At 40.1% G+C, this 18,924-nt stretch carries 16 protein-coding genes; 5 read left to right on the top strand and 11 right to left on the bottom strand.

Annotation, left to right across the window (positions count from 1 at the left end; all coding sequences use genetic code 11):
• Positions 1 to 149: 149 nt before the first annotated feature.
• Entirely contained in the window at positions 150 to 749 is a 600-nt protein-coding gene (locus Q1K78_RS12440; protein WP_300179133.1) for a TetR-like C-terminal domain-containing protein, read from the top strand.
• A gap of 23 nt (positions 750 to 772) precedes the next feature.
• On the top strand, positions 773 to 2,641 hold the full coding sequence (locus tag Q1K78_RS12435; protein ID WP_300179130.1) for an MFS transporter: 1,869 nt from the start codon (positions 773 to 775) through the stop codon (positions 2,639 to 2,641).
• Here the strand turns inward: Q1K78_RS12435 and menE are convergent.
• The 6 genes from menE to Q1K78_RS12405 all read right to left on the bottom strand — a co-directional run bounded on the left by menE (position 2,621) and on the right by Q1K78_RS12405 (position 9,763).
• Positions 2,621 to 4,021: an o-succinylbenzoate--CoA ligase gene (gene menE / locus Q1K78_RS12430; protein ID WP_300179127.1), complete on the bottom strand. Its 1,401-nt coding sequence runs from the start codon at positions 4,019 to 4,021 to the stop codon at positions 2,621 to 2,623. The two genes, Q1K78_RS12435 and menE, sit on opposite strands and share 21 nt — an antisense overlap.
• Positions 4,009 to 4,983 (bottom strand): o-succinylbenzoate synthase, encoded by a 975-nt coding sequence (menC, locus tag Q1K78_RS12425; RefSeq protein WP_300179124.1) that lies wholly within the window; start codon positions 4,981 to 4,983, stop codon positions 4,009 to 4,011. The genes menE and menC overlap by 13 nt, the downstream gene beginning before the upstream one ends.
• 77 nt (positions 4,984 to 5,060) lie before the next feature.
• The gene (gene menB, locus Q1K78_RS12420) at positions 5,061 to 5,927 is read right to left on the bottom strand and encodes a 1,4-dihydroxy-2-naphthoyl-CoA synthase (protein ID WP_300179121.1); all 867 of its coding nucleotides are present in this window, start codon (positions 5,925 to 5,927) and stop codon (positions 5,061 to 5,063) included.
• Positions 5,928 to 5,932: 5 nt separating this feature from the next.
• Positions 5,933 to 6,727, bottom strand: coding sequence for a 2-succinyl-6-hydroxy-2,4-cyclohexadiene-1-carboxylate synthase (gene menH, locus Q1K78_RS12415; RefSeq protein WP_300179118.1), 795 nt, complete (start codon positions 6,725 to 6,727; stop codon positions 5,933 to 5,935).
• A complete protein-coding gene (menD, locus tag Q1K78_RS12410) occupies positions 6,711 to 8,444 on the bottom strand; it encodes a 2-succinyl-5-enolpyruvyl-6-hydroxy-3-cyclohexene-1-carboxylic-acid synthase (protein ID WP_300179115.1) in 1,734 nt (577 codons plus the stop codon). The genes menH and menD overlap by 17 nt, the downstream gene beginning before the upstream one ends.
• Complete coding sequence (locus Q1K78_RS12405; protein WP_300179112.1) at positions 8,441 to 9,763, bottom strand: isochorismate synthase; 1,323 nt, start codon at positions 9,761 to 9,763, stop codon at positions 8,441 to 8,443. Before Q1K78_RS12405 ends, menD begins: the two co-directional genes overlap by 4 nt.
• A 387-nt stretch (positions 9,764 to 10,150) precedes the next feature.
• Here Q1K78_RS12405 and Q1K78_RS12400 point away from each other — a divergent pair, with 387 nt between their 5' ends.
• Positions 10,151 to 11,365, top strand: a complete 1,215-nt coding sequence (locus Q1K78_RS12400) for a pyridoxal phosphate-dependent aminotransferase (RefSeq protein ID WP_300179110.1) — start codon at positions 10,151 to 10,153, stop codon at positions 11,363 to 11,365.
• Between the two features lie 83 nt (positions 11,366 to 11,448).
• On the opposite strand, the gene Q1K78_RS12395 is transcribed toward Q1K78_RS12400, so the two are convergent.
• Both Q1K78_RS12395 and Q1K78_RS12390 read right to left on the bottom strand, forming a co-directional pair.
• On the bottom strand, positions 11,449 to 11,982 hold the full coding sequence (locus Q1K78_RS12395; RefSeq protein WP_300179107.1) for a dihydrofolate reductase family protein: 534 nt from the start codon (positions 11,980 to 11,982) through the stop codon (positions 11,449 to 11,451).
• A gap of 41 nt (positions 11,983 to 12,023) precedes the next feature.
• Positions 12,024 to 12,908, bottom strand: a complete 885-nt coding sequence (locus tag Q1K78_RS12390) for an AraC family transcriptional regulator (RefSeq protein WP_300179104.1) — start codon at positions 12,906 to 12,908, stop codon at positions 12,024 to 12,026.
• Positions 12,909 to 13,101: 193 nt separating this feature from the next.
• On the opposite strand from Q1K78_RS12390, the gene Q1K78_RS12385 reads away from it, so the two are divergent.
• Complete coding sequence (locus Q1K78_RS12385; RefSeq protein ID WP_300179102.1) at positions 13,102 to 14,250, top strand: iron-containing alcohol dehydrogenase; 1,149 nt, start codon at positions 13,102 to 13,104, stop codon at positions 14,248 to 14,250.
• 105 nt (positions 14,251 to 14,355) lie between these two features.
• On the opposite strand, the gene Q1K78_RS12380 is transcribed toward Q1K78_RS12385, so the two are convergent.
• The gene (locus tag Q1K78_RS12380; protein ID WP_300179100.1) at positions 14,356 to 15,240 is read right to left on the bottom strand and encodes a DMT family transporter; all 885 of its coding nucleotides are present in this window, start codon (positions 15,238 to 15,240) and stop codon (positions 14,356 to 14,358) included.
• Positions 15,241 to 15,342: 102 nt separating this feature from the next.
• Complete coding sequence (locus tag Q1K78_RS12375; RefSeq protein WP_300179097.1) at positions 15,343 to 16,740, bottom strand: coniferyl aldehyde dehydrogenase; 1,398 nt, start codon at positions 16,738 to 16,740, stop codon at positions 15,343 to 15,345.
• Between the two features lie 170 nt (positions 16,741 to 16,910).
• Between Q1K78_RS12375 and Q1K78_RS12370 the strand changes: the two genes are divergently transcribed.
• Positions 16,911 to 18,257: an anti-phage deoxyguanosine triphosphatase gene (locus Q1K78_RS12370; protein WP_300179094.1), complete on the top strand. Its 1,347-nt coding sequence runs from the start codon at positions 16,911 to 16,913 to the stop codon at positions 18,255 to 18,257.
• 38 nt (positions 18,258 to 18,295) lie between these two features.
• Here Q1K78_RS12370 and Q1K78_RS12365 read toward each other — a convergent pair whose 3' ends face one another.
• Positions 18,296 to 18,922 (bottom strand): DTW domain-containing protein, encoded by a 627-nt coding sequence (locus Q1K78_RS12365; RefSeq protein ID WP_300179090.1) that lies wholly within the window; start codon positions 18,920 to 18,922, stop codon positions 18,296 to 18,298.
• Between the last annotated feature and the right edge of the window lie 2 nt (positions 18,923 to 18,924).

The raw sequence follows: 18,924 nt of genomic DNA, 5'->3' as shown, positions 1-18,924 counted from the left end.
TACATCAGAATGTTTCAGAGTGTTAAAAAGCCGATATTTTATTCTCAACATTGTGCTTTGTGCCCTAAATTGATAAAACTCTTACTTGAAGAATCGACAGATACATTTAAAATTAAGAACATTGTTCATAATTATCTAATAAGGTTTATATGGCTCGCAGAAACGACCATACTCATCACGAAATACGTCACATGGCATTAGAGAATGTAAAAGTATTTCTTGGCGAGCATAGTCATCACGAACTTAGCTTAAGAAAGCTAGCAAAAAGCATTGGCTACGTACCGAGTACCTTAGTCAATATTTTTGGTAGCTATAACTTATTGCTACTGCGTGCTATTGCTCAAACTTTAGATGAGATTATGTTGCAAGTAAATCAAGGGCTAGAGAACAGTGCTACGCCTGAAGAGGCACTAAAAGCCATTGCCTATTGTTATTATAATTTTGCCCAGCAGCACCCCAATCGCTGGCGTTTAGTGTTTCAACATAATATGAATGGCGAAGCCTTACCTGACTGGCAAGAAAATCGTATTAACCAAATGATGAGCGTGCTTGAAGAGATCATTAAAACCATTAATCCCACTAAAGCACAAAGTGAGATAGAGCAAAGTAGTCGTGTTATTTGGGCTAGTGTTCACGGTATTACATTATTAAGTCTAGACGACTTACTGTTTTCATCAACACCTATTGATGGTCATCTGCTCATCGATAATCTACTATTAAACTATATTAATCAGTGGAAGCAACAGTAGCTTTGTAATTAAAGGAATTGTTCATGGCAAAGCAAGCTAAGCTCTTAACTCAACGTCGTTTTTTACCTTATTTCTTAACCCAATCTTTGGGCGCATTTAACGACAACATCTATAAAAATACGTTGTTATTGTTTGTCGCTTTTGCCAGTGTCGATAGTTTGCCTATCTCTTCTAATCTATTTATCAACCTTGCTGCTGGTTTGTTTATTCTTCCTTTCTTTCTTTTTTCAGCGCCTGCTGGTGTATTAGCTGATAAATATGAAAAATCAGCGTTCATTAGAAAAGTAAAGATAGCTGAAATCATTATCATGCTGTTTGGCGCACTGGCTTTTATTCTTAAAGATTACACTTTGCTGCTGATCCTTTTATTTTTAATGGGAACACAATCTGCTTTTTTTGGTCCTGTTAAATACGCTCTTCTACCTCAACAGCTAAAAGATGAAGAACTCGTTTCTGGTAATGCTTTAGTCGAAACAGGCACTTTTCTCGCTATTTTATTTGGTACTATTGCCGCAGGATTTATCGCCTCACAAGAACATTCAGAATACATCGCAGCAGGCACGGTCGTTCTATTTGCCGTATTAGGCTATCTCACCAGTCGCTCTATTCCTTATGCTGAAGCGATTGCCCCAGATTTACCTTTCAAATGGCAACCTATTAAACAAACAAAACAGACTTTCCGTATCGCAAAAAAGGACCCTACCGTTTTTCTTTCTATTATGGGGATCAGTTGGTTTTGGTTTCTTGGTGCAAGCTATCTAACTCAATTTCCAAACTTTACGCATTTACATCTCAATGATAATGCCATCACGGTAACGGTCTTATTAGCTCTGTTTTCTATTGGCATCGCCATAGGCTCACTTGGATGTGATGTGTTATCAAAACACAGAGTTGAACTTGGGATCATTCCTCTAGGCTGCTTAGGTATTACGATATTTGGCTTAAATCTCGCTTTATATACGCCAATGTCACCGACTGAGGTTACTGGCTTCACTACGATTCTATTGCATCCTGATTTATTGCTTGTGTTTATTAATTTGTTCTTTTTAGGGATCTCTGGGGGGTTATTTATTGTTCCCTTGTACACACTAATTCAAAAACGTCCTGAACCGAAACATCGCTCACAAATCATTGCGGCTAATAATATTTATAATGCATTATTTATGGTGGCCAGCGCGATTTTAGGCATTATGTGCTTATCTATTTTAAACCTTTCTATTCCACAATTTTTTATTCTATTAGCTGCATTAAATGGCGTTGTTACTCTCTTTTTATTTTGTAAAGTGCCTGTTTTTGTCATTCGCTTTTTATTATGGGGGATCACTCATACCTTATATCGAGTTAAACACCAAGAATTGCAGAACTTACCTGAAGAAGGTGGCGCTTTATTAGTCTGTAATCACATCACTTATATGGATGCCTTTATTCTAAGTGGTGCCTGCCCTCGTCCCATTCGATTTGTAATGGAAGAAGAATATGCTGAATTACCCTTAATAAAATACTTTTTCCGTATCACTAACGTCATTCCGATTAACGCGACCAAAAGCAGTTCAATCCGACGTGCTTTTTTTGATATTGAAGACGCCTTGGCTAATGGTGAAATTGTATTAATTTTCCCTGAAGGCGTATTAACCTCTGATGGTGAAATGGGGGGATTTTTACGTGGAATGGATATTATTTTAAAACGCTCGCCCGTGCCGGTTATTCCAATGGCATTGCGAGGACTATGGGGTAGTTTGTTTAGTCGACATGGTGGAAAGGCAATCTTAAAACGTCCACGTCGCTGCTGGTCAAAAATAGAAGTGGTAGCCGGTGAACCCGTACTACCACATCTAGCAACCTCAGCAATAATGCGCGAAAAAGTCGCTCAATTACGCGGAAATTGGTTGTGAGTTAACCCACTCTTTAACCTTTTGGCGCGAAATCTTAATACCAGTACCTAGCAAGTGTTCTGGCATGTTTTCATAACGAACAGGTCGCTCAAATGACGTTAACTTATCTTGTAGAAAGTCGGATAATACTGAATATTCAATCGCTTTTGTATTCTTAATCACGGCGACTGGACGTTGTCCGAACTCTTTATCGGCAATATCGACCACAATAACGTATTCAATATCAGCATGAGTTAACAATGCTTTTTCTATTTTCTCTGGGTGGATATTTTCACCACCTGAGATGAACATGTTATCTAGGCGGCCTTCAATATGAAGCTCTGCCCCTTCGGCATAACCAAGATCATTACTCGGATACCAACCATCTTCATTGGTCATGCTCATGATGCCCGATGAGCGATAATAGCCTAATGCTAACGCTTCACCTCGAACCAGAACCTCTCCTTTTTCGATACGCAACTCACGATAAGGAAGTACATGACCAACACCAGAGAGACCATCTGCCAATTTTGCGGTCACGGTAGAAGACATCTCTGTCATGCCATAACCTAACCAGCATTCAATACCATTTTCTTTCGCTTCGTCTGTTAGTTCGGTTGGTATAACAGAGCCACCAAGTAAAACGCGTTTTAGAGCAAGATGGGATGCATCACCGCTAGCAAGAATACGCTGCAATTGAGTTGGGATTAATGACGCATGAGTTACCCCATATAAATCATTAAGTAATCCGTCTTCAGTTGGCATTACTAATGTCGCACCAGAAAGTAACCAACGCCACACAATAGCCAAGCCAGATATATGAAACAACGGCAGTGATAACAACCAAGAATCAGAGGTATCAAACGGCATCCAACTTAATAACCCAGACGCTGAATGCAAGTGATTACTTGCACTATGAGCAACCGCTTTTGGCAAACCTGTTGAACCTGATGTAAAGGTCAATGTTGCTAAACGAGTTGGTTGCCATGTCGTTGCAATCACACCGTAGTCCGCATTAATTAATTGCAGATGATGCCATGTTCCCGAAATAGTTTCTTGCCCTTTACCAAACCAAATATGTTTCGCTGAAATATTCGTTACAAGTTGATGCAATTGATTCACTGGCGTTTTCGGGTTGATAGCCGAAAAATGAGCACCAATACGAATCGACGCAAGTTGAAGCCAAATCAGCTCAATGCTGTTTTTATCAATGCCGACAACCACATCATCACGCTTAACGCCTTGTTGTAATAAACCATTAGCGTAGCGGTTAATCTGTGTTAATACTTCAGACCATGTCCATACGTTAGTACCATCACGAAGCGCTATTTCCAGTTCACGCTCTTCACCCCATTTAATCCAAGGCCATGTTGTGAAGAGTGGAGAGATCAATTTTCCCATACGATATTAAGCTCTGATAAAGTAGTCATTGGCAATGTACAATTAGGCCATGCGGTATCTAATTGTGCTTTAAACAAATCAATCGTATCTAACCCTGGGATTGTTTCTGGTGTTTTCCAAGCGGCAAGTCGTGCAAGCTGTGTTAATGCTAGGCTTGATTCAATGCTTGAGCTGATCACCGCTTGCATTCCCAATTGGTGGGCTTGTTCGATAAGTTCGATACATTTAGCGACAGAGCCTACCATTGTTGGCTTGATAACAATGGCAGCGACGCCTTCTTGTGCTGTCACTTCAAAACCCTCATCACGCACGGTTTCATCCCAAGCGATGGCAATGCCTGTGGCTTTAGCAAACTCAAGACTTTCTTCTGGTGTGTGACAAGGCTCTTCTAAGAACTCAATACGAGAGCGGAATTGTGGGTTTACATAGTTAGCAAATTGCTCTGCTTTTTTCGGTGTCCATCCACGGTTTGCATCCAAACGCAAAGAAAGATCAGGGATCAACTCTAGGAACATATTAGCAACCATACCATCACGGATAGCTTCATATAATCCGACTTTAATTTTTGCTATTTTTCGGCCATTCATTTCATTCAGTTTAACAACCAAATCATCAGGATCACCAGAACACAAAGGAGCAACTTGGTAGCTGCCCTCTTGTGGTAAACCACCTTCAAGTTCTAACAACGCCATGCTGAAACCAAACGCAACCGATGGGCAGTTTGCATCTAGATCTAATTCTTCATCATTTAACCAAGCTTGAGTTACTGACAGTAAGTCTTCACGTGCTTGCTCTAGGGTTTCTTGATTAAACTCAGGCAAAGGTGCGATTTCCCCTTTGCCAAAACGTGTTCCATCACTTAATTCAATAACCAATCCATCTCGTTGTTGAAGACGTTGTTCACGAAGGATAACTCCACTGTCCATAGGGAGTTGGTACTGATATATTTTGGCTGTTTTCATCTGGCACTCCAACCAATAAAAGAAAAAAGAGACTCAACCGAGCCTCTTAAACTTATGAAGATAAGTGATCGTATCGCTTATGGATTACGAGGGAATTTATCGAAATCAGGACGACGCTTTTCATTAAATGCGTTGCGACCTTCTTGACCTTCTTCAGTCATGTAGAACATCATGGTTGCGTTACCCGCTAACTCTTGAAGACCTGCTTGACCATCACAATCTGCATTTAACGCAGCTTTTAGACAACGTAATGCCATCGGACTATGTTGTAGCGTTTCACGACACCAACGAACTGTTTCTTTCTCTAAATCAGCAACAGGAACGACGGTGTTTACTAAGCCCATGTCTAGTGCTTCTTGAGCATCATAGAAACGACATAAGAACCAAATCTCACGTGCTTTTTTCTGGCCTACGATACGAGCCATGTAAGATGCGCCCCAACCTCCATCAAAAGAACCTACTTTGGGACCTGTTTGACCAAATTGAGCATTCTCTGCAGCGATAGTTAAATCACACATCATATGAAGAACATGACCACCACCAACAGCATAACCTGCAACAGCAGCGATCACTGGTTTTGGACACGTACGAATTTGACGTTGGAAATCCAATACGTTTAAGTGATGTGTGCCGCTGTCGTCACGGTAGCCGCCGTAATCGCCACGGATCTTCTGATCACCACCTGAACAGAATGCGTCTTCGCCTAAACCCGTTAGGATAATAACGCCAATTTTCTCGTCATATCGAGCATCTGCTAACGCGTCCATCATCTCTTTAACCGTACCTGGACGGAAAGCGTTACGTACTTGTGGGCGTGCGATAGTGATTTTCGCAATGCCATCAGCAGATTTATGATATTGAATATCTTCGTATTGAGCGGTGCAATCTGTCCAATTTACTGGAGCGTAAAGTTCTTGTTCTGAAATGCCAACAGTTCTTGCCATGGGTTTTATTTCCATTGTTGTAAGAATGTATTAAGTACATGTGTAAAGCGTTCGGGCTGTTCCACATGAGCGTTATGACCCGCCTGAGCAATGATTTGATACGTTAATTGACTTTGCTCAGCCAAGTGTTGAAATTTGTTATCTGCTTCGCCGCAAATATAAAGCATAGGAATGGTGCTACGATGTAAAGCTTCAAGCAAATACGGTTGCTTAGCCAGTGACATAGATCTCAACATCATTCCAATTGAGTAACCAAGATTATCACTTCTTTTAGTCACTAATACTTGTCTTTGCTCAGGGTTTAGTGAAGAAAATACGTTTTGTTGATACCAAATGTCTAAAACATCAGCAATGGGTTGTTGCTCAAATCGTTCTGCCCACTGAACATCATTGTTAAGTCGAGTTTGCTTATCTTGTTCTGAACGCAAGCCAAAGTTACCACCTTCAATACATAAACCACAAATAGATATTGATGGTGGTAATGCAAAATACGAACTCAAATACATTGCCACTCGCCCACCTAAAGAGTAACCCACAAAAACAAACGATTGATAGGGTGTTTTCTTTAATGATTCAACAATAAGTTGACACATTTGTTCAAACCCTAACGATTCATCCAGTACTGTCGATTGACTTCTTCCATGCCCAGGTAAATCAATTAATAACACAGGGTATGATTGCGCAATAACAGGCACAATTTGATCCCAGTCTTGAGTTGACCCTAGTAATCCATGCAAAAACACGACACAAGGTTGCGCCGTATTTTCTTTAGGTACACTTAATTTAGAATAAAGTGGCATGTTGAATCGTTTGAAATAAACGAGTTAGCTCTTCGCCTGCTTGACCTGATGGGGTATTGATTTCAACTAAATGAAGCCCTTCTTTAAGACCATCGTTTATCATAGACATCGCGCAAGTCAAGGTTTCTGGCTTATGGTAATTCAACCCAAACATCGCTGCGGCATGACTAAACTCTAATTGATGCGGCATACGATAGAAGTCATCTTTTTTCTTCTCATCGACAGGCAATAAATCAAAAATACCACCTCCATCATTGTTCATAACAATAAGTACAACAGGTGCGGTTGCTTGCTTTAGCAGTGCCAATGAATTTAGATCGTAAAGCAACGAGGTATCACCAACCAATGCTAACAAAGGCTGTTGATTTGCTAACTGAATGCCCATTGCGGTAGCAACAAGTCCATCAATGCCTGACGCTCCACGATTAGTATAGGTGTGCTGTTGGTTTAACTCTCCAACCATATCTAGCAGTCGTACAATTAAACTGTTGCCAATAAACCAATCACAGTATCCTGTTTTTTGGCCTATGGTAAGCGCAAAGCTTAATTCTGATAATGTTTCACTGTGACAAGCCATTGAACGCGCTAACGTTAATGCATTTTGCGAAGCTACTTTAAGTGACTCACTCCACGCTAATGATGGCGTATGATCGAAGAAACAATCACGTTCCTCTAAACTTTGAGTATGTACCTGGCACCATGTCGCTATCTCTGCACGATAACGTACATGAGAATGGTACGTTTCATCGAGTAACTCAGCATGTGGGTCAACCAAGTAATAATCTTGTTGGTATTTCTCTAGCCATGCAGCCAAACGTTTAGAGACTAAACGAGCCCCAAATTGTAAGACACACTCAACATCAGAAAGGATCTCAGCACACGCCGAGTTTTGTAGCCATAAGTCGTAATGCGCCCACGGTGAGTAATAACCAGATTGCGGATCTGCCAATACTGGCCATCCTAACTCTTTGGCTAATGCTGCTGCCGCTTGTGCTTCTTCTAAGGTCACTTTACCAATAATGACGACCCCTTTCTTTTGTGCCACTTTCAACCATTGAGGTGATACGGTCACAGTTAAAGAATAGGTTGGTTGTTCAATATAGGAAGAGAATGCCGCTTTCCAAGCTTGAATAGGGGCAAGATAATCGAGCAGAAGTGCTTCATCTTTTTTGCCATAAAACGGTTCAGGGAAAGGACAATTAATATGAATAGCCCCACCCTGTTGCTGCTGTGTAAAACACGCTTGATCAAGTCGACTTAATAGCCATTGCGCAGGAACATTAAGGCAGGGTGAAGGTAATTGCAAAGAATGGCAAACATGAGAGGAAAATATATTTTGCTGATTAATCGCTTGGTTCGCACCACAATTGATTAACTCAACAGGTCTATCGGCAGTAAGCAGCACTAATTTTTCTTTCGTTAAACCAGACTCAGCGACTGAAGGCAATAAATTCGCGACAGCCGTACCAGAGGTAACAATCACAGCCACCGCTTCATTTGAGGCTTTAGCAATACCCAATGCTAAGAAACCCAATCCTCGTTCATCAAAATGAGTATGAATAGATAAATGAGCGTGCTCTGAGGCAGCAAGTGTTAATGGGGTTGAGCGAGATCCCGGAGCGATACAAATATGCTTCACTCCATTTCGAACTAACTCTTCAATAATCAACTCAGCCCAAACTTGGTTTAGCATTATTTGCTGCTCTGGTTGCATCATGCGACTTGCGACTCCGTGATATCTGAATTTACAGTAATGTCAGATTCTAATAAGGTACATAACGTGGATGTTTTTCTGTCTAGCTCTTCCCATTCACAGCTTGGCTCAGATCCGGGAACAATCCCTGCACCAGCAAACAAATGTAATTTATTTCCCATCACTAATGCGCTTCTAATCGCAACACAAAACTCACTGCGTTGTTGACTTAAAAAACCGATGGCACCGCTGTACCAACCGCGGGCAAAGGGTTCATTATCAATAATAAAATCCAAGGCTGACATTCGAGGTAATCCTGCGATAGCGGCTGTGGGTTGCAAATTATCAAGCAATTGCGAATCACTGCAATCACGGTTGATCTCAGCAGAGATTGGGCGTTTTAAATGTTGTACTTTACGCAGCTTCACTAGCACCGACGTTTCAGCCACATTCATAGACAAGCTGAACTTAGATAATCGATTAACAATGTCGTCCACCACGAGGCGGTTTTCATATTGATTTTTCTTATCTGAAATTAACCATGATGCTAATTGATTATCTTCTTCTTCGTCATGCCCACGACCTATCGTTCCAGCTAATGCTTCTGTTTTTAATGCATAGCCATTACGTACGTACAGACGTTCAGGGGTCGAGCCAATGAAACAATGATCATTGTCCAATGCCATCATAAAGTGGAAACTATGGCTGTTTGCTTTACGACTTGCTTTAAGAAACTGTGCAGAAGATAAATTTTGATCCAATGTTAATGTCGTTTTGCGCGCTAACACCACTTTCTCAAACTGTTTATTTGAAATAGCCGTCAGTGCTTTATTGACCATATTGGTCCAATCCGCTTTTTCTGGCGTATTAATGCGTTGCGTTACTCGGCAATGTAATTCTGGCAATGAAGCAAAATTTTCAACCAATTTATTCAATGTTGATAATAAACGAGAATTGTCTTCTGAAAGATTCACCAAGATCTGCCACGATGACACTAAACGAGTAATTTCAACTTGCGGTAAAAAGAAGAATGATGACATACAACGACGATTACGCTCAGTACGTCCATCAAACGAACGTCCGCCCCAAATGCGCTGTTGTGGAGCTAATATTTTTTGTGCGGCACTTGGGTCAGTAAATGTTTTTACTTGACCTAATACCGCGACTTCTTCTTGACCATCACGAGACTGCCAATAGAATTTAGGATACACAGGTTGAGCTTCAAGCCAATCAATCAGCAGATCACCAACAGACCAATCTAACTCAAGACAAATCGAATTAGATGACGTTGTCTGCGCTATTTGATGACGAATCGATTCAATGGCATTTTGAAAAGTGGACAAATTAACCTCTCTTGATCGTTTTCAGCCATCATGGCAACCGTATTGCACAAGCGGAATTGCTTGCTATTTCCTTGTATGAACTAGTGATTCTAACAAAAGGTGACAGAATAAAAAATAATTCACATCAATTGTATGTATAAAAAATAAAACTCTTATCAAATTTTTCGTTTTTGTGAAAATCTAAAACAAAGTGAATTTTTCTTTATCGTGTCTTTATCACTAACAATTACTTACTTTGTCATAAATAAAAGGCAAACCCGTCATTATCTTAGTAGGAAATATTATAAGGTTGTTTTTTACATGATTATTTTCTAAAAATTATTTCTCAGTCTTCTAAAAATAGTGTAATTTGGGGTATAACGTTTTTCATTTTATCAGGGTTTCACCATGCAAAATATTGGAATGTCATCAAAACTTAGCAATGTATGCTACGACATCCGTGGTCCAGTTCTTAAACATGCTAAAAGAATGGAAGAAGAAGGACATAAAATTCTTAAACTAAACATTGGCAACCCCGCCCCGTTTGGTTTTGATGCCCCTGATGAAATTCTTGTTGATGTGATTAAAAATCTACCAACATCGCAAGGTTACTGTGATTCAAAAGGTATTTACTCTGCTCGTAAAGCAGTAGTTCAACACTATCAACGTCGTGGTTTGTTGGATTTAGACGTTGAAGATGTGTATATCGGTAACGGTGCATCAGAATTAATCGTAATGGCAATGCAAGCGCTATTAAATAATGGCGATGAAATGCTGGTTCCCGCACCGGATTACCCACTATGGACGGCATCTGTTGCGCTTTCTGGTGGTAAGCCTGTCCATTACATGTGTGATGAAAGCTCTGATTGGTATCCTGATCTTGACGATATTAAAAAGAAAATCACGCCAAACACCAAGGGTATCGTGTTAATTAATCCGAATAACCCAACGGGTGCGGTATACAGCCGTGACTTTTTATTGCAAGTGGTTGAGATTGCGCGTCAAAATAATCTGATTATCTTTGCTGATGAAATTTACGATAAAGTACTTTATGACGGTGCGATTCACACTACTTTGGCAACATTGGCCCCTGACCTATTAACCGTTACGTTTAATGGGTTATCTAAAGCGTATCGTGTATGTGGCTTCCGTGGTGGTTGGATGTTCTTGAATGGTCCTAAAGATCATGCTCAAGGTTACATTGCAGGCTTAGACATGCTGGCTTCTATGCGTTTGTGTGCCAACGTACCAATGCAGCATGCCATTCAAACCGCGTTAGGTGGTTACCAAAGTATCAATGAACTTCTACTTCCGGGTGGGCGTTTACTAGAGCAACGTGACAAAGCGTACGAGCTAATCACTCAAATTCCAGGGGTGAGTTGTGTGAAGCCAAAAGGCGCAATGTACTTATTCCCGAAACTTGATCCTAAGATGTACAAAATTAAAGATGACCAAAAGTTTGTCTTAGATTTCTTGATTAAAGAGAAGGTATTGTTAGTTCAAGGTACTGGCTTCAACTGGCCAAAACCGGATCACTTCCGTATCGTAACACTGCCTCGTGTTGATGACTTGGAAACGGCAATCGGTCGTTTAGAGCGCTTCTTGCATACGTATAAGCAATAATAGCCTCTAAAAATAGAGATCGCATAAATAACAAAGCCTGCTGAATTTGCAGGCTTTTTTATGTCAAAAAACAGTAAATACCGTTAACGCTGACGCACGAAATGATTCTGAACAATCGCGTCTAGGAAGGTTTCAGTCTTCACACACTTAAAATCTAATGGTGACTCAATATTACCAAACAACGGCGATCCTCCTCCTAAAAGTACAGGAATAGTGGTAATAATCATCTCATCAATCAAATCTTCTTTTAAGAAATTCTGAATCGTTACTCCACCATCAATGTATAAATTCATAAACCCTTTCGCATGAATTTGTTCTAACACCTTTTTTAATCGGCCTTTGACTAAGAATACTTTATCTTCGTATCCTTCTGGTACTAAAGTCATGGTGTTACTTAACACAAAAACAGGCTTTGAATAGGGCCAATCAATGCCAAAGCTCAGCACCATATCCAGTGTATTACGCCCCATCACCATGGCATCAATACGATCAAAATGTTCAACATAGCCCATCGAATTTTGATCTGGATTAGGGATTGCATGTAACCAATCAATCCCGCCATTTTTATCCGCGATATATCCATCTAAGCTCGTTGCTATAAATACACTGTTTGACATTGTTGACTCCAAGATAAATTACTATTTTTTGTATAAAAGGCTTATGCCACACTGCCCTTTGGCGTCATATTAAAGTGACGTTTAAATTCTCGGCTAAATTGAGACGTACTGGTGTAACCAACAGAATGAGCGGCGTCATTCACTCGTCGTCCCTCTAACTGAATTAACTCTTTTGCTTTATTTAAACGTACTTTCTTTAAATATTGCAAAGGCGATTCTAAAGTCACTTTTCGAAAAGCAGAATGAAATGCTGAGACACTCATATTCGCTTCTTCTGCCAAGTTCTGCACCGTTAAACCATCAGCATAAGATTGATGCATTTTATTCATAGCCTTGGCTACTCTCGCATATTGACCATCATGATGCGCTAAGTTAAATAACACGTGTCCTTCTGTTCCAGTAAGTACTCGATAGACAATCTCATTTAATAAAGACTCACCTAATAGTTTCGTATCGAGATCACTATGTAATACCAACATCAAACGCTTACAGCTCTCAAGCATGTCATCAGCCATTTTGACTGATGTGAGACCAAAGCCATCTTGATTTGATTTTGCGGGCGCTTGAAAATTAGCAGCCTCAAGCTCATTAACTAAACGATGAAGTAACGTTGAATCAACATTAATCGTTAAACCGAGTAATGGACTATTATCTTCAGGAAAGGCTTCACATTCTAGTGGCATTGGTACGCCGACAACTAGATAATCGTCAGGCCCATAATGTACTGGCTGATTACCAATATGAATGTGTTTATGCCCTTTACCCATGACAATAATACCTGATTGGTAAACAAATGGCTGACGCTGATTTCCTTTGCTACTGCGATAAAACCACACGCCAGGGATCGCTGTTTCTCTAATACCTTCAAGATCATTAAAACCGTATCGATCGGCATAGCTTTGCATTAATTCACCAAGAGATTTCATCGCTGCTCCTTTATCGCATCAAGATCACATCTATCATTTTCTTTTTTTAAAAATACCGACAATTGTAGAAATAGGCAATAAAAATACAGTAATCCGCCTTTCTAAAGCCACAATTGAATACTAATATGCACTTATTGAAATAATAAGCTCTAAAAAATAGAGCGTCACCTTTTGGAACCAATGAGGTACAACAATGAAATTTTCTTATGTTAACCCTACACAAATCCATTTTGGCCAAGGTCAAATCGCCGCTATTGCAACATCTATCCCACAAGATCAAAAAGTCTTAGTGATTTATGGTGGTGGTTCTATCAAGAGCAATGGTGTTTACGACCAAGTTGTTGCCGCTTTAGCTGACCACTCTTGGATTGAGTTTTCAGGCGTTGAGCCTAACCCAACGGTTGAGACATTAGATAAAGCCGTTGCTATCGCAAAAGCAGAGAAGATTGATTACATTCTGGCGGTTGGTGGTGGTTCAGTTATCGATGGTTCTAAATACGTTGCCGCAGCAGCAAAATACGATGGTAATGGTTGGGATATTTTGATCGGTAAGCATACCGTGACAGAAGCAATTCCACTGGGTGCTATTTTAACGCTACCGGCAACGGGTTCTGAGTCTAACTCTGGTTCAGTAATCACACAAAAATCAACTCAAACAAAACTGCCTTTCATGGCTGCGGCGGTACAGCCTAAGTTTGCAATACTTGATCCTGATTCAATGAAAACTCTGCCTGAACGTCAATTAATCAATGGACTAGTAGATGCATGGGTTCATACTTGTGAGCAATACCTAACAATGCCAACAGGTGCAATGGTTCAAGACGGTTATGCAGAAACATTACTTCGTAACCTACTGACTCTTGGCGCTCAATACGATAACCGTGATAATAATGAATGGCGTTCAAACCTAATGTGGACAGCTAACCAAGCATTAAACGGCTTAATTGGTTCTGGTGTTCCTCATGATTGGGCTACACACATGATCGGTCATGAACTGACAGCGTTATATCACGTTGATCACGCTCGTTCTCTTTCTATCATTCAACCGTCTTTACTTCGTAACCAAATTGAAGCGAAACGAGCGAAATTAGAGCAAATGGGTAAAAATGTATTTGGCCTAGAAGCATCTGATGATTTAGCAGAACGTACAATTATTGCAATTGAAACCTTCTACCATAGCCTAAATTCACCAACTGAGTTAACAGAGCACGGTGATGATAAAGCATCAGCAATTGATACCATCATTAAACAACTTGAAGCTCATGGTATGGTTGCTTTAGGTGAGAACCAAGCAATTACTCTTGATGTATCTCGTGCAATACTTGAAGATGCGGTTAAGTAGTTTTTACAACTGACTTAGCATCAAAGTGAAAAAGCCGATTCAACTTAACGATACGGTTAGTTGAATCGGCTTTTCTCGTTGTTAACATGAACAAACGTATTTATATTATTTGATTACTCTCTTTTTCTTACGTTCCCATTGTGTAATAAAAGCAATAGAGACAATAATTATTGCAGCCCCTAGCCATAATCGTCCTGGAGGAGCCCAACCGAAAACAACCCAACCCGCCAATACATTCAAAGGCAACTTCGCGTGATCAAACGGTTGTACAAATGACGCATCAGCAACTGCATAGGCTTTTACAATCGCCCATTGCGCTAACGCTGTCATAACCCCTGCACCAAAAAGCAATAGCCATACATTTATGCCACTCGGTGTATGCCAATCAGGTAAGGCGAGTAAAATATTAAAGGGTGTAATAAGAACCAAAAGATAAACCACCATAGTTGATGGCGAATCATTTGCTGACATTTTTTTAACCATTAGCGAATAACAAGCCCAGAAAAATGCAGCACCAACAGGCAATAATGTTGCCCATGTAAAAGTGTCTGCCCATGGCTCAAGAATGATCATTGCACCGGCAAAACCCGCTAAGGTTGCACACCATCGAGCAGCGCCTACTTTTTCTTTTAAAAATAAGCCTGAACCTATGGTTGCAAATAAAGGAGACGTCATTAGCAATGCTATCCCCTGCCAGATAGGCACTGGATAGGCGAGAGCCCATAACCAAAGTTGGATACCTATTACCGATAAAAACACACGCAGCGCATGCATGCCAAAATGCTGAGTTCGAAGTGAATTACGAAGCCCTAGTGTTCGTAGATAAGGTAAGATGACGATCAACGCTATCCCATATTGAACTAAAGCAACCATCGTTGATGGAAGACCAAAATTCATACTGACGTATTGAGCAATACTGTTAACTATCGCAAAGGCAAGGCCTGCGGTTAACATCCAAGATGCTCCTTGGGCGGGTTGATGCTGAGACATAAAAAGGGTCATCATTCACATTAAAAAGGGAAACAGATCATACGACTGTTCCCCTCATTTGCCAACTGTTAAGCCATATCAATAGCACCTAAATCAAAACTATTACTTCATAAATTGTCGACTTAGCAATTTCAGCATCCATTTCTTATGTTTTAATAACAATCTAGCCCTTGGCAACCACATAGGTGTTGAAAGAACTGTTTTTGCATGAGAAAAGGTTTTAAAGCCTTCAATGCCGTGATAACTGCCCATTCCTGAATCACCAATACCACCAAAAGGCGCATCATCTGCGGCAACATGCATCGTCGTATCATTAATCGCCATGCCACCACTGTGCGTGTTTTGACTGATATGTTTAATCATCTCTTTATCCAATGACATTATATAAAGTGCCAATGGACGAGGACGTTTTTGGATATAACGAATTGCCTCTTCAACATTCTCATAGCCAATAATGGGTAAAATAGGACCGAATATCTCTTCTTGCATAATCAACATCTCATCACTCACATTGGTCACAATATGTGGTAAGAATGATCGTCCTTGAGTTTTTTCTGGATCACCAATTGATGTGATTTTTGCTCCCTTCTCTTGAGCATCTTCAAGATAACGAGTCAATCGGTCATATTGAGCTTGGTTAATTATATGACTGTATTCACGATGTCCCTTTTTCTCGGGAAAGGCTTGTAAAAAGCGACGGGTATACAGTGAAATAAATGCATCTACTTTCTCTTTTGGAACAAATACGTAATCAGGCGCAACACATATTTGCCCTGCATTCATTGATTTGCCTAACATAATGGCATCAACCGCCGACGTTAAATCCGCATCTTCTGCAACTATCACAGGGGATTTCCCACCCAATTCAAGAGTTACTGGCGTAAGATTTTTTGCTGCTGCACTGGCGACTAATTTTCCCACCTGAGTAGAGCCGGTAAATAATAGATGATTAAAAGGAAGTTGAGAAAATTCCGCCGCCACCTCTCCTTCACCTTCAACAACACAAATGTATTCAGAAATTGAGGCAAACACACGGCGAAGTACTTGATTGGTCTCTGGTGTGTATTCACTGAGTTTTACCATCACACGATTACCCGCAGCAATCGCAGTGACTATCGGAGCAACACTCAAATAAATAGGAAAGTTCCAAGGTACAATCACACCAACAACCCCAAGAGGCTGATACCTAATGTGCAACTTAGAGGGTGAAAGTAATAAACCTGCATGACGTTTTTGAGGTTTAAGCCATTTTGATAAGCGCTTAATGGTGTAGTTGATGTGCTGTATTGACGGCATAAGATCACAAATCGTTGAATCAAATTGACTACGATATCCATAATCTTTTTCTAACGCGTCAATCGTGTTTGTCTTTTCTGATAATAGCGAAGATTTCAGATCATGCAGTAAAGAGAGTCGATCTTCTTTTGCAAGATAAGGCGACGCTTGATATGCCTGTTGAAGTTGTTCAAATTCATACGATAAATTAACGACGTTACTCATGATCTGATCCCATCAAATAAAATGAACCTCATTATAGCAACCCGCTTTCATGAACTAAATAATGATAATTTCACAGTGTGTTCTGGCTCTATTTTTCAAATAACTCATTGATCTTTTTGTGACAAGTCTGTAATGATAGAGAGATAGCAATAACGGCGAGAATAATAATAATGAATAAAACAATCGATATTACTCTATCCCCATATTGGGAAGACCGCATCAGTAACGAACAAAAGTTACGTCGTAATGATCAGCGCAGTGTTTTTCAACGAGATCGTGCTCGTATTCTCCACTCTGCCGCTTTTCGTCGCCTTCAAGCTAAGACCCAAGTACACGGTCCAGGCAGCGCTAACGATTTTTATCGTACTCGTTTAACACACTCTTTAGAAGTCTCACAAATTGGTACTGGTGTGGTTGCCCAACTTAAATTAAGACAGCCCGAATTTCGTAATCTATTAACCTCAACAAGCTTAATGGAAAGCATTTGTTTAGCTCACGATATCGGCCACCCTCCTTTTGGTCATGGTGGTGAAATTGCACTTAATTATATGATGCGTGATCATGGTGGTTTTGAAGGCAATGGACAAACATTACGCATATTAAGTAAGTTAGAACCCTATACTGAGTATTTTGGGATGAATCTAGCGAGAAGAACCTTGTTAGGCGTATTAAAATATCCTGCATTTCTTGACCAAGTGCATTCTAAACACCGTCCCAAAGATGTAACTAATCTACGTCACTTAAAATCAATTGAATGGCATCCACCAAAAGGAATTTATCGTGATGATGAACAGATCCTAAATTGGATCTTAGCGCCATTATCTGAGCATGATAGATCACTCTTCTCTACATTCCGTTTTCAAAAAGAAGATAATAACGAACATCGAAAAACACGTTTTAAATCTATTGACTGCTCCATCATGGAACTGGCTGACGATATTGCCTACGGTGTTCACGATTTAGAAGATGCGATTGTGATGGGTATTGTGACTCGAAATCAATGGCAAGAATCAGTAGCAAGTAAGTTAGCAGAATGCGGAGATGAATGGTTCGAAGCTCATATTGAAACCATTAGTGATAAATTATTCTCAGGGCTTCAATATAAGCGTAAAGATGGTATTGGTAGCATGGTTAATGCACTACTGACCTCTATAACCATTCAGAAAAGTACTTTCCCTGAAGAGCCTGCATTTGAATCAGAATTGCTTCGCTGGAATGCCTATTTAAGCCCATCAATGAGCTATGCTTTAGAGGTTCTTAAAAAGTTTGTGAGTCAATACGTTATCCATCATTCTGAAATGCAGCGCATTGAATACAAAGGCCAGCAGATTGTGATGGAAATATTTGATGCACTGAATTCAGATCCTGAACGTTTATTACCTGTAAATGATAAACGAGAATGGCAAGAGGCAATGGCTTCTGGAAGCAATGCTCATCGAGTCATTGCTGACTATATTGCTGGCATGACCGATGGTTATGCTCAGCGCTTATATAATCAACTATTTGTTCCTATTTAATAGCTATAAATAATACCTTGATATTAAAAACAAGAGAACTACTCTGAACGGTAGTTCTTTTGGTATACCCCTTCAGGCATTTGACTAATATGAAATTCAATCATGTTATCAAAGGCCGTCAATATCGAACCAAACTTATCCGTATCAATAGCGTTAATTACTTCTGCATCTAATTGGCTTAATACATGATAACCCGCTTCAGCCGTTGATAACGCATTGTCTTTTGGCGCTTTTCGCACACGATAGTTACCAGACAATTCACTATCAAGATGCACTTTGGGTAATGAATGCAAATTCGTCGAAAGCTGCCACATCTTATAGGCTTTCTTCCAGGTACCATCTAATATAATTACACGCTGCTTTTTCTCAACATGATTTAACGATGATGAAATCGCTTGGCTGCTGCCATCTAAAAAAAGCACTTGATGTTGATAGTTATCATCGGCTAATAATTGATTTAACTCTGTATGTTCAGTAAAGTTTTCACCCATAAAAGTACGGCAATTCACTAAACTTAACGCTAATATTTTAGCCGTTCCTAATGGTCGCTTAGCTTCTGTTGGATGCTGTAGTATGATGAGTTCAACCTCTGTTGAGATCGGGGTTATCCACTCACAGATGCAGGCTTTTTTTGTTTTTAGGCATTGAAGACAAAATCGAATCACAA

The sequence above is a fragment of the uncultured Aliivibrio sp. genome (assembly GCF_946479765.1).
Taxonomy (GTDB): domain Bacteria; phylum Pseudomonadota; class Gammaproteobacteria; order Enterobacterales; family Vibrionaceae; genus Aliivibrio.
Note: the sequence above shows the minus strand (reverse complement) of the source record. Positions and strands in the feature narration are given on the sequence as shown.

Coding starts and splice junctions, on each gene's coding strand:
- Q1K78_RS12440 (WP_300179133.1), top strand. CDS start 150: ATGGCTCGCAGAAACGACCATACTCATCACGAAATACGTCACATGGCA.
- Q1K78_RS12435 (WP_300179130.1), top strand. CDS start 773: ATGGCAAAGCAAGCTAAGCTCTTAACTCAACGTCGTTTTTTACCTTAT.
- menE (WP_300179127.1), bottom strand. CDS start 4,021: ATGGGAAAATTGATCTCTCCACTCTTCACAACATGGCCTTGGATTAAA.
- menC (WP_300179124.1), bottom strand. CDS start 4,983: ATGAAAACAGCCAAAATATATCAGTACCAACTCCCTATGGACAGTGGA.
- menB (WP_300179121.1), bottom strand. CDS start 5,927: ATGGCAAGAACTGTTGGCATTTCAGAACAAGAACTTTACGCTCCAGTA.
- menH (WP_300179118.1), bottom strand. CDS start 6,727: ATGCCACTTTATTCTAAATTAAGTGTACCTAAAGAAAATACGGCGCAA.
- menD (WP_300179115.1), bottom strand. CDS start 8,444: ATGATGCAACCAGAGCAGCAAATAATGCTAAACCAAGTTTGGGCTGAG.
- Q1K78_RS12400 (WP_300179110.1), top strand. CDS start 10,151: ATGCAAAATATTGGAATGTCATCAAAACTTAGCAATGTATGCTACGAC.
- Q1K78_RS12395 (WP_300179107.1), bottom strand. CDS start 11,982: ATGTCAAACAGTGTATTTATAGCAACGAGCTTAGATGGATATATCGCG.
- Q1K78_RS12390 (WP_300179104.1), bottom strand. CDS start 12,908: ATGAAATCTCTTGGTGAATTAATGCAAAGCTATGCCGATCGATACGGT.
- Q1K78_RS12385 (WP_300179102.1), top strand. CDS start 13,102: ATGAAATTTTCTTATGTTAACCCTACACAAATCCATTTTGGCCAAGGT.
- Q1K78_RS12380 (WP_300179100.1), bottom strand. CDS start 15,240: ATGTCTCAGCATCAACCCGCCCAAGGAGCATCTTGGATGTTAACCGCA.
- Q1K78_RS12375 (WP_300179097.1), bottom strand. CDS start 16,740: ATGAGTAACGTCGTTAATTTATCGTATGAATTTGAACAACTTCAACAG.
- Q1K78_RS12370 (WP_300179094.1), top strand. CDS start 16,911: ATGAATAAAACAATCGATATTACTCTATCCCCATATTGGGAAGACCGC.